Annotated in this window: 10 protein-coding genes and 2 pseudogenes; 6 read left to right on the top strand and 6 right to left on the bottom strand. The window is 58.0% G+C overall.

What is annotated here, in order from left to right; translation table 11 throughout:
* Nucleotides 1-4: 4 nt before the first annotated feature.
* Nucleotides 5-664 carry an ABC transporter ATP-binding protein gene (locus FIV05_RS26430; protein ID WP_152511558.1) on the bottom strand — a complete coding sequence of 220 codons (660 nt, stop codon included), beginning with the start codon at nucleotides 662-664 and terminating at the stop codon, nucleotides 5-7.
* Nucleotides 661-1,449, bottom strand: coding sequence for an ABC transporter permease (locus FIV05_RS26435; RefSeq protein WP_152511559.1), 789 nt, complete (start codon nucleotides 1,447-1,449; stop codon nucleotides 661-663). Before FIV05_RS26435 ends, FIV05_RS26430 begins: the two co-directional genes overlap by 4 nt.
* Before the next feature lie 594 nt (nucleotides 1,450-2,043).
* On the opposite strand from FIV05_RS26435, the gene FIV05_RS26440 reads away from it, so the two are divergent.
* Nucleotides 2,044-3,336, top strand: coding sequence for an Hsp70 family protein (locus FIV05_RS26440; RefSeq protein ID WP_152511560.1), 1,293 nt, complete (start codon nucleotides 2,044-2,046; stop codon nucleotides 3,334-3,336).
* Between the two features lie 69 nt (nucleotides 3,337-3,405).
* Here FIV05_RS26440 and FIV05_RS26445 read toward each other — a convergent pair whose 3' ends face one another.
* Nucleotides 3,406-3,720, bottom strand: coding sequence for a DUF1905 domain-containing protein (locus tag FIV05_RS26445; protein ID WP_152511561.1), 315 nt, complete (start codon nucleotides 3,718-3,720; stop codon nucleotides 3,406-3,408).
* Between the two features lie 66 nt (nucleotides 3,721-3,786).
* Nucleotides 3,787-4,305: an ACT domain-containing protein gene (locus FIV05_RS26450; protein ID WP_173013954.1), complete on the bottom strand. Its 519-nt coding sequence runs from the start codon at nucleotides 4,303-4,305 to the stop codon at nucleotides 3,787-3,789.
* 317 nt (nucleotides 4,306-4,622) lie between these two features.
* Here FIV05_RS26450 and FIV05_RS31950 point away from each other — a divergent pair.
* Nucleotides 4,623-5,072, top strand: a pseudogene (locus tag FIV05_RS31950) (DUF3365 domain-containing protein); the annotation flags it as partial.
* 192 nt (nucleotides 5,073-5,264) lie between these two features.
* Nucleotides 5,265-6,068 (top strand): annotated as a pseudogene (locus tag FIV05_RS26455) (PP2C family protein-serine/threonine phosphatase); the annotation flags it as partial.
* A 159-nt stretch (nucleotides 6,069-6,227) separates the two neighbouring features.
* Here FIV05_RS26455 and FIV05_RS26460 read toward each other — a convergent pair.
* Together FIV05_RS26460 and FIV05_RS26465 are read right to left on the bottom strand one after the other, a co-directional pair.
* Nucleotides 6,228-7,628, bottom strand: a complete 1,401-nt coding sequence (locus FIV05_RS26460; protein ID WP_152511564.1) for a PepSY domain-containing protein — start codon at nucleotides 7,626-7,628, stop codon at nucleotides 6,228-6,230.
* 85 nt (nucleotides 7,629-7,713) lie between these two features.
* Nucleotides 7,714-8,088, bottom strand: coding sequence for a DUF2946 family protein (locus FIV05_RS26465; protein WP_152511565.1), 375 nt, complete (start codon nucleotides 8,086-8,088; stop codon nucleotides 7,714-7,716).
* A gap of 406 nt (nucleotides 8,089-8,494) precedes the next feature.
* Between FIV05_RS26465 and FIV05_RS26470 the strand changes: the two genes are divergently transcribed.
* Genes FIV05_RS26470 through FIV05_RS26480 form a run of 3 tightly spaced genes read left to right on the top strand, consistent with a single transcriptional unit; the run spans nucleotide 8,495 to nucleotide 10,558 of the window.
* A complete protein-coding gene (locus FIV05_RS26470; RefSeq protein ID WP_031269597.1) occupies nucleotides 8,495-8,734 on the top strand; it encodes a DUF6732 family protein in 240 nt (79 codons plus the stop codon).
* A complete protein-coding gene (locus FIV05_RS26475) occupies nucleotides 8,731-9,894 on the top strand; it encodes a sirohydrochlorin chelatase (protein WP_152511566.1) in 1,164 nt (387 codons plus the stop codon). Before FIV05_RS26470 ends, FIV05_RS26475 begins: the two co-directional genes overlap by 4 nt.
* 22 nt (nucleotides 9,895-9,916) lie before the next feature.
* Nucleotides 9,917-10,558 carry a precorrin-8X methylmutase gene (locus FIV05_RS26480; RefSeq protein ID WP_152512089.1) on the top strand — a complete coding sequence of 214 codons (642 nt, stop codon included), beginning with the start codon at nucleotides 9,917-9,919 and terminating at the stop codon, nucleotides 10,556-10,558.

Consider the following 10,558-nt stretch of genomic DNA (forward strand, 5'->3'; position numbering starts at 1 on the left):
CGGCCTATCGGCGTGCCATGTTGTCATTGTGCATGTTAATTGCATCGTCAATATCGTTAAAAAAGGTTAAGTTGCCATCTTCTAACACAATTCCAGTCGTGCAGTACTCTTTAAGAGAAGCGTTTGAATGAGATACCATGATGATGTCAGAATTCTGGAGTTTTTCTTCAAAAACCCGTTTGCACTTTTTCTTGAAATTCGAATCGCCGACGGCCGTGATTTCGTCGACCAGATAGTAGTCAAAATCAATCCCCATGCTGACGCCAAAGGCCAGCCGCGCTCTCATGCCGGAGGAATAACTTTTTACCGGCATGTAATAGGATTTCCCAAGTTCGGCAAAATCCTGAACGTAGTCGACCAGTTGTTCCGTGTCGTGCCCATAAATGCGGGCGACGAAGCGAACATTCTGCTCTCCGGTTAGAGATCCATTGAAGCTGCCCTGAAAACCAAGCGGGAATGATACGTTGGCAAGACGGATAATCCTGCCCGAAGTCGGCTTGATCGTACCCGCTATCAGCCTCAGCAATGTGGACTTGCCAGCGCCGTTACGCCCCAGCAGACCAATACTGTTTCCCCTGGGCACCGTAAACGACACATCCCTTGCGATGTAGCGCATCTCTCCCTTGAGCTTGAAGCGTTTGGTCAAGCGGTCCAACCTGATCATTTCGCCTCCCGTAGCTGCGCGTCATAAAGCCATACCAGAAAAAATCCGAAAACAATCGAAAACACGGATAGCCCTACGATGTAAGGCATGTCGACACAAGACGCCCGGTAGGTGGGGTAGAACCCGGTTCGAAAAAGGCCAACAATGTGAACAAGCGGGTTCCACATGAGCCATTCCCTGAAAGGATGCGGAACGGTGTCTGGCAGAAAAAACACTCCGGAAACGATGAATGCCGGCCGGTTAATAATACCCCAGATCTGCTGGTAGGTACTGCTCAAGTGAAACCATACGATGTTCGAAGCCCCTACTCCTGCACCAAGTGCAATTGCAATCAGGGAAGCCTGGAAGATGGGTGCCAGGTTGATACTCTCAAACGGAACCACGAAATAAAGTGCCCCGAAAAGAAGAGCATTTACGACGAAAAGCGTCGCTACCTGTAAAAAAATCCTTCCCAAAATCGTGTCGTAAGGCCGTACGACAGGATAGTTCAGCAGCGCTCTGTTTGCCTCGACTGCAGAACCTACCTGCTCAGAAGTTGAACGATACATGTAGAATGCGATGTAGCCGGTCGCAAAAAACAAGGTGAAGCTTCTTCCCAGTGGCGGGATATGAGCGACTGCTGAAAATACTGTCGTCAGGATGGCGATCGTCAAAACCGGATCCAGAACCGCCCACATGTAACCGCCGAACTTGTTTCCGTAGCGGGTGGTCATTTCGCGAACGACCAACGCAAACGTGATCGCGAATTGGCGTTTCAGGCCCTGGCGCAAAGGTTCTGAGTGCATACTGTCAATCTGCAGTTATTGATCTCTGTTGACGCTTTCTTCGAATGCCAACTGGTTGTCTTGACTAGACCTTTAGACAGTTCATGTCCATCTTCTGACAGACCGTATCATAACGGAATTTCGCGCAGCAACATAGTGTCACGATGCCACAATGATTTCGAAGGCGGGATGAATTGCACGAACTGGAAGTGCGAATGTCTGCAGCCTGAGACCGCGACCATCTCCGATCGCGACCACAGCACCGATGAAACTCATAGTGTGCGGTCTAGTTATATCGACCTTGTGGCAAGGTCCTGAAGACAAGCTCCCGGCATCAACGCCAAAATTCTCTTTCAACAATTCGCCTTTCTCCAAACGACACCCTCAAGCAGATGGTGGAAGCTGCGACGGATGCAGGCTCGAATGCGTCAAAAACAGCCTGTTTCCGCTTGCGTTTTCGTTTGTTCCCGCCTATCCCGCACAGCCATTTCATTTTTGCAGGATCTCCGTATTCGGAGTGCCCTTCGCGCTCCTGCGTCGGTTTCGAATGAGCCACCGCCATTCAATTGCAAAATGGCGTCGGTACAAATCGCTGTGACACAAAAGGACTTTGCCATGAAACAGACCATCGGACTTGATTTCGGCACCTCCAACACGGTCGCGGTTTCGGCGCAGGGTGTGGGGGCGACAGCGCCGATCAGCTTTGTTGATGGCAATGACAGTTTCACATCGCTTCCGACCGTTCTCAGTTTTCTAGACCGGGGGCCGGCCAAGGCGCTGAATGCGGAGGTCGGGCCTTGGGCGATCCGGCAGTTTCTGGAGAGCTTTGGGGATGTGCGGTTCATCCAGTCGCTGAAGACCTTTGCGGCGAGCCGCGTTTTCAAGGGGACCGGAGTTTTCGGGGTCCGGTTCGAGTTTGAAGATCTGATGGCGACGTTTCTGCAGCGGGCTTTCGAGCGGGCCGGCGCTGCGTTTGATCCCGCGGCAACGCGGCTCGTTGTTGGCCGGCCGGTGGAGTTTGCCGGGCATAATCCGGATGAAGAGCTGGCGATGGAGCGGTATCGCAAGGCGTTTCAGAAGGTTGGTTTTGAAGACATCCTCTTTGTTATGGAGCCTGTCGGGGCGGCCTTTTCCTACGCGCAATCGCTGGAACAGGATACGACCATCCTGGTTGCCGACCTTGGCGGCGGCACGACCGACTATTCGATCATGCGTTTCGAGACCGAAGCCGGGCACCTGAAAGCGACGCCACTTGGCCGAGGCGGGGTGGGCATTGCCGGTGACACGTTCGACTATCGCATCATCGACAACGTGGTTCTGCCGAAGCTCGGCAAGGGCACCACCTACCGGAGCATGGGCAAGATCCTGGAGATCCCGCCCAACCTCTTTTCCAACTTCGCCCGCTGGCACATGCTGTCGATTTTCAAGACATCAGACGACTTCAAGGAAATGAAGAAGCTGCTGCGCTACTGCGTGGAACCGGAGAAGATCGAGCTTTTCATCGATCTGGTGGAAGAAGACCAGGGCTACCCGCTTTATAAATCCGTCTCGGAAACCAAGGCCCTGTTGTCCTCTGCAGACGAGGCGGAGCTGACTTTTGCCCCGCTCGGTTCGGACTTCCGGGCAACTGTGAAACGTGCGGACTTCGACGGCTGGATTGCGCCTGACCTGAAGAAGATGGACCTGGCGCTGGATGTCACGCTGGAAAAGGCCGGTTTGAGCGAAGCCGACATCGACCGGGTGTTCATGACCGGCGGCACCTCCTTCGTGCCTGCCGTGCGCCGTCAGTTTGCGGAGCGCTTCGGCCAGGAGCGGATTTCCGGCGGCAACGAGCTGACGTCGGTTGCCAACGGCCTTGCCCTGATCGGGGCACGCACGGACGCGGCCGATTGGGCGCTTGCCGCCTGAGTTCGCCTGCCCGGATCCGGCTGAACGAGCCTGACCGACGGAACTCAAAAGCTCAAACAGCCCTCCCCGTCAGAAACCCGGCGGCACCTGAAGCCACAGTGATACGTCAACGGTGTCTCCGGCTGCGATCTTCTCTTTCTTGCGCACGGCCGACTTGACCGGCAACAGGAACGAGCCCGACGCCTTGTCCGGCCAGATGGTGGTGCTCCATTCGGCCTCGCCGATCCACGCCTTTACCTTGATCATGCCCCAGGCGCTGCCTTTACGGCTTCCTGTGAAAAACCGGATCTGATCGGCGCAGGCCGGCGGTAACGTCACAAAGGTCCAGCCGCCTGGGCCGGCGGACAGCCATAGTTTGCCGGTAAAATCCAGCCGGTCGAGCATGAAGTTGCAGCCTCTGTCCTGCCAGGCCTGTGTCGTCTCGCTTCCGTCTGGCAGGATTGAGCGACGTCAGTCAATCAGATTGATGTCCGCCATCAGGTCTCCTGCCGTCTCCTGAAGTGCGTCGCTCAGGCTTGCAGGGTCCAGTCCACTTGGCAGGCGCAGGTCGGCAGATGCCTTGAACAGGGCCTCTCCCTGCATCGAGCCGGAGACGACTTCCGTTTCCAGATGCTCGATGCTGACACCCTTTTCGGAAAGAACGCGGGTGATATCCCGCAAGATGCCCGGGTGGTCCTGGGAGACGAGATCCAGATGAGCGGATGCGCCTTCCGGCAGCTCGGCACCGGTCTGGTCGGAGCGAAGCGTGATATCGATGCCGTCGGCGGAAAGAGCTTGCAGCTTTTCCACCAGTTCGTCCGCATGCAGCCCCTCGATCGCAATGCGCACGATGCCTGCAAATTCGCCGCCGAGGCGGGCCATGGAGCTTTCGATCCAGTTGCCGCCGGTGCCGGCGATGATTTCCGCCATCCGCTCGACCAGGCCTGGCCGGTCCTTTGCAATGACCGTGAAAACAAGATGAGTTTGCATGATGCCCCGCTTGCGCATTGGAACTCGACCATCCTACTAGACAGCTTCAACGTGCTGAAAACAAGACTGCAAAATCTCATCTCCAGCTGTGGCCGTTGCGGCAGACAACCGTCATAATGGCAAGATTGATCGGGTTTCCCTTCAGGCTTTCTTGCCGATCCACATTCCGTTTCAATTCATACTGAAAATCAGGTTTCCCCATGAAGCAGACAGAACCCCGCCGCGTCGACAAATTCTGGCTCACGCTCATCGAACGACCGGCGGTTTTTCTGGTTCTGGTGCTGATCGGGCTTGGCATGCTGCCTGTTGCCGTGTGGATGGACCTGCGCGCCATTTCAGATGCCTCCCTGCGCTCGCAGGCGGTTGACCTGGACCAGGCCATCGGCAAGATCCGGACCTATTACGCGCAAAACGTGATCGCCCGGGTTCAACAGGCGCCGGGCGACATCACCCCGACACATGAATATCACGAAACGACCGGCGGCATTCCGATCCCCGCCACGCTCTCAATCGAGCTTGGGGAAGTGATCGGTGGCAACGACCATAATCTGCAATACCGGTTCGTGTCGGATCTGCCGTTCATGGAGCGCGGGTCACACAACCTGACGCCTTTCGAGATCAAGGCACTGAACGATTTCAGACAGAGCCGTGATCCTGCAGACCTGGAGATTGCCTACGAAGGATCGATCTTCGACCGAAAGATCCAGATCGCCTCCCCCGTCATGATGGGCGAGGCCTGCGTTTCCTGTCACAACAGCCACCCGGAAAGTCCCAAGACCGACTGGAAGACGGGCGACGTGCGCGGTATTCAGGCAATCACCATCAGCCAACCCATTGCCGCAAACCTCTGGTCGTTCAAATACCTGCTGCTTTATTTCGGCTGTGCAGGGGCGATCGGTGCTGCGGTCACCGCCCTGCAATGGCACCAGGCAACGCGGTTTCACCGGATGAACGTCAATCTGGAGCACGCGAATACGGAAATCGCGCATCTCAACAAGCAGCTGACGTCCGAAAACCTGCGGCTGGGAGCGGAAATTGAAGTCGCAAGGCAGATCCAGATGATGGTGCTACCGACCAAGGATGAGCTTGGCGGCATTCATGAACTGGAAATCGCGGCCTTCATGGAACCGGCAGACGAAGTTGGTGGTGACTATTACGACGTGCTGCAGCTGGACAACAAGGTGAAGATCGGCATTGGCGATGTGACCGGCCATGGCCTGGAAAGCGGTGTTCTGATGCTGATGGTTCAGTCCATCGCCGTCGCCCTGCAGGAACGCGGACCGTCAGATCCGCGCCAGTTCCTGGTTGCACTCAACAGCGCCATCTGTCGCAACCTGAAGCGCACCCGGACCGACAAGCACCTGACGCTGTCCTTCCTGGATTTCGAACCGAACAAGGTAACCTTGTCGGGCCAGCACGAAGAACTGATCATTCTCCGCGACAACGGCCAATGCGACATCGTCGATACGGTCGATCTCGGCTTCCCCATCGGCCTCGATGAAGACATCGAACCGTTTATCGAAACCAGGGAACTGGCTTTCGGTCCCGGAGATCTCATTATTCTCTATACGGATGGCGTGACCGAAGCGGAAAACCCGGACGGTGTGCTGTATGGTCTGGACCGCTTGGTCGCAAGTGCCCGCCGCCACGCTGCACCAAAGGCCGGGCAGGTGCTGGAAGGCATCCTTGCGGACCTCAAGGCCCATATCGACACACAAACGGTGCATGACGACATTACGCTGATGGTGATCCGGCACAAGTAAGCAGGCAGCGTTGGCCGCAGCTTGCTGCCGCACACTGCGAACAAAAAATTTTGGATGCGTGTCACCCCGGATCGACGCAGCGCCTATCCGGGGCGCCTATCCGGGGTAACAGCAATGTTGAGGACCCGACAGTGGCCTCTTCAGACGCCCCTTACCTCGTCATCCGATGGCCTTTCTCAGAACCGGCACGCGTTTGACAACAAGATAGTCCAGCGCCAGCACGCTCAGCAGCGTGATGCCGACAAGCGGAAAGGCCAGGGAGACAGCCAGCATCAGGATCATCGCGCCGCGCCAGTGCGGCAGGTCATCCGGCGTTTTCGGTGCAAAAACCCGAAGCGCGGAACCTTTGGGCCGTCGCAGCCACCACATGACAAGCCCGCTGACGCAAAGAAAAATCACCGACAGGCAGAATAGAGTGTTGAGTACAACGTTCCAGAGCCCCATGTCGCCTTCGTGAAAGGCAATGCCGATGGCCATGCCCTTGGCCGGCAGGGAATAATCCGCAAAACCGACATCCGCCAGGATCCGCCCGGTGTATTGATCGATATGCACCGTGCGGTCCACCATCGGGTTCTCTGAGTCGTTGCTCATGGAATCCTGGTTGATGGTCCAGACACCGGTTTCATTGCCGGGAAGGTTCACCCGGAACCGCCCTTCAAAGCCGAATTTCCGGCCGAACGCGGCAATACTGTCCAGATCAATCGGCGTTCCGGCAGCAATCGCGTCGGTGCCGGCATCAGAGCCGGACATCGGCATGCTGGTCTGTTCCAGCCCCCAGGGAACATCCTTTATCGAGCCATGGTTCATCGAGGCGTGGGTGTCGTCGGACAGAGGCACGTCGGACCATTTTTCGGCTGGAAAGGTGCTCCAGGCCTGAACGAATTTCTCGCCCCAGACACCGGCCCAGGAGAGACCACTGACCAGGAAGACCAGCAGGATGAGAGAAACATAGGCGCCGATCACCTTGTGCAGGCTCTTCCAGAGTGCGCGACCTCTCGCGCGAAGATCCGGCACAAGAACACTTCCACCGCCTGCCCGTGGCCACCACAGGTAAAGACCGGTCACGATCAGCACGATGGCAAGGCCGGCCGCGATTTCGATCAGACGATCACCAAGATCGCCGATCAGCAGCGTACCGTGAATGTCGTTCAGCAAATCATACCAGCCGTCACGCCGGATCCAGCTCTCAACGACCGAGCCCGAATAAGGGTCAACTGCCACCATGTAATTGGTGCCAGCGTCGTTGACGCGGAAGACATTGGCTCCGTCGGCGGTCTTGGCGCCGATCCATTCCACCAGGCTCGCGCCCTGACCGCGCGTTGCCAGCGCAGCGTCGGCCTGCTGCGACAGCGCCACTGGTTCGCCGGCAACTGCAACCTTGATGTATTCCCCATCACGGCCATCAAGAATGGAAATATACATCATCGAAAGGCCAGTGACGGCCAGCATGATCAGAAACGGCACAACATAAAGACCGGCGTAAAAGTGCCAACGCCAGGCAGCCAGGTAAAATCGGCTGGGGGTAGACGCATTTACAGCGTCCGAAGAGATGTTGCTCATGGGATCTCCACACCCGAGTGCGTCCGTTCGGCAAAAGCCGGACAGACCTCGGGTTCAAAACGAATTCAGAAAAGGTTCGGAAAGATCACGCGTTGAGCGGCGGTGCGCGGGCAAAGTTCCGACCGCGCGGAGTGCTGGAAGCCCAGACCTTTGCAGGTAGAGAAACCGGTTGGCGAGAGATCTCTTCCTGCACGAAAAGGAAAGGCACCCTGTCGGGCGCAGCAAACGCACCGACGCCGGCAAAGACGCAATGGCGGGAGGCCTTTTCCGCAGGGCTTTCCTCGTCGGAACCAGGCGGTATTTCTGCACCGTTCGCATCCAGCGTAACAGTGCGAAGGCCCTCGGTGGTACACAGCGTGACGGTAAAACCACCATCCGCGCGCACGTCCGGCATGTACCCCTTGGGCACAAGCGCTGTGACCAGAAACGGCAGCAGAAGCAGTAGCCTGGCTGCCGCCATAAGGTCTGGATGTTTTCGCCGGAAGTTTTCCACGCCCCACTTACCCCGAATCGAGACTGGTTGATCACTAATCCAAAGGGATGACAAAGACAAACCGGTTCTTTTCAGGGAGCCGCAAGACGCAACGATTGCCGGTTTCAGGCCATGGCTGCCTCGTGCCAATGGATGTCGCTTTCATGCTTGATCCGCTATGGCCACTCCCCTAAGGTGCGCCCACCTGACGGCGTCCCGTGGAGGGACTGAAAGCCATTCCGGATGAGGTTGACCCAAGCAGGGGACCAAGGCCGGAGCTGTCCAAGGCATCTGCAGATCAACCGGCTCCGCCGGCTTTTGCGCGTGTTTGCTTTCATTCTTCCCGACGCCTGTTGCCACGCTGCCGATCCGGCACCAGCCACTGGGGAGAGACATGATCAGACGGACCATCCTTGCAGGCCTTGCCGCCGCGCTGCCTACCTCCGCCTTCGCCCATGGGGGCCATCTTGGCGAACTCGCCGGTCATTCCCACTGGGTCGGTGTCGCAGCCCTTGCCGGTGCCGCGCTCGTCGCCGGCATCATCGCCCTCAAAGACAAGAAGCAGAAAAAAGCCGAAGACGCGCCTGAAGCCCGTCCGGAAGACGACGAGACTGCCGGAGAAGCTGCTCAATGAGCGAAAAACTCGGACTGATGATCTGCGGCCATGGCAGCCGCAACAAGGGTGCCGTAAAGCAATTTGCACAGCTGGCGGAAGGCCTGACGGCCCGCTTCCCCGATTGGCCGGTGGAATACGGATATCTGGAATTCGCCAACCCGGTCATTCATGACGGATTGAACAAGCTGCGCGAGGCCGGCTGTACCCGCGTTCTGGCTGTGCCGGGCATGCTGTTTGCCGCCGGTCACGCAAAGAACGACATTCCCTCGGTCCTGAACACCTATCAGGCCATGCATCCGGAGATGACGATCTCCTATGGCCGCGAACTGGCCGTCGACACGCGCATGGTGAAAGCCGCCGCTGCCCGTGTTCAGGAAGCGATCGACGCTGCCGACAGCGACGTGCCGCTGCACGAGACCCTGCTGATGGTGGTCGGGCGCGGCGCTTCCGATCCGGACGCGAACTCCAACGTCTCCAAGATTACGCGCATGCTTTGGGAAGGCTTCGGTTTCGGCTGGGCGGAAACCTGCTACTCCGGCGTCACCTTCCCTCTGGTCGGCCCCGGCCTCGAACATGCGGCAAGGCTTGGCTACAAGCGCGTCATCGTGTTCCCCTATTTCCTGTTCACCGGCGTACTGGTGCAGCGGATCTATTCGACCACGGACGAAGTTGCCGCCAAACATCCGGAAATCGAATTCCTGAAAGCCGGTTATCTGAACGACCACCCGCAGGTGATCGACACGATGGCCGATCGGGTGCAGGAGATCCTGCAGGGCGCCAATCTGATGAACTGCCAGATGTGCAAGTATCGCGAACAGGTCCTTGGCTTCGAAGCCGAAGTGGGTCTGGCCCAGGAAAGCCACCACCATCACGTGGAAGGCCTCGGCGCGGAAGCAGAATGCAAGCTGTGTGACGAGATCTGCACCGGGGCCTGCGAAAAGCAGGTGCAAGCGGGTGGTCATCATCACCACGACAATGGTCATCATCATCACGATCACTCCCATGACCATGGGCATGACCACGCGCATCATCACGGCCATTCTCATGATCATGCGCACGAGCATGGGCATAGCCATGCGCACGGGCACGGGCACGGGCATGATCACGATCACCACCACCACCCCTACCCGCACGCAGACCATCCGCACGGCCCCCGGTCGTTGAACCGCGGAGACTGAGGCTGCCGTGAGCACCGAAACCATGTCGTCCTACGACTATGAAAAGGACCCGGCGGCGATTTACCGCCAGTCCTTTTCAATCGTGCGGTCGGAAGCAGAACTGTCTCATCTACCCGACGGGCTGAAACCGGTCGCGGTGCGTCTGATCCACGCCTGCGGCATGACAGACATTCCGCAGGATCTTGCCTGGTCGGAGGATATCCTGTCTGCCGCGCAGGATGCCTTCGCGCGGGCCGCACCCGTCTTTTGCGATGTGGAAATGGTGGTGCATGGCGTCATTCGCTCACGTCTTCCGGCTGACTGCGACGTGGTTTGCACCTTGAATGACCCCGCGATTCCGGCCCTTGCCAAAGAGCTCGGCACGACCCGCTCGGCGGCCGCGGTCGAGCTCTGGCGCGACACGCTGGACGGCGCTGTCGTTGCCGTTGGCAATGCGCCGACGGCCCTCTTCCATCTGCTTGAAATGATTGCCGCCGGCGGACCGAAACCGGCGCTGGTTCTGGGCTTCCCGGTCGGGTTCGTGGGCGCGGCGGAATCCAAGGAAGCTCTGATCTCCAATCCGTTCAAGGTTCCCTTCCTGGCTGTTCGCGGCCGCAGGGGCGGATCGGCCATGGCTGCCGCCGCAGTCAACGCTCTTGCCGCCGGCCTGCCGGAGGAAACGTAA

Source organism: Labrenzia sp. THAF191a (assembly GCF_009363335.1).
GTDB lineage: Bacteria > Pseudomonadota > Alphaproteobacteria > Rhizobiales > Stappiaceae > Roseibium > Roseibium algicola.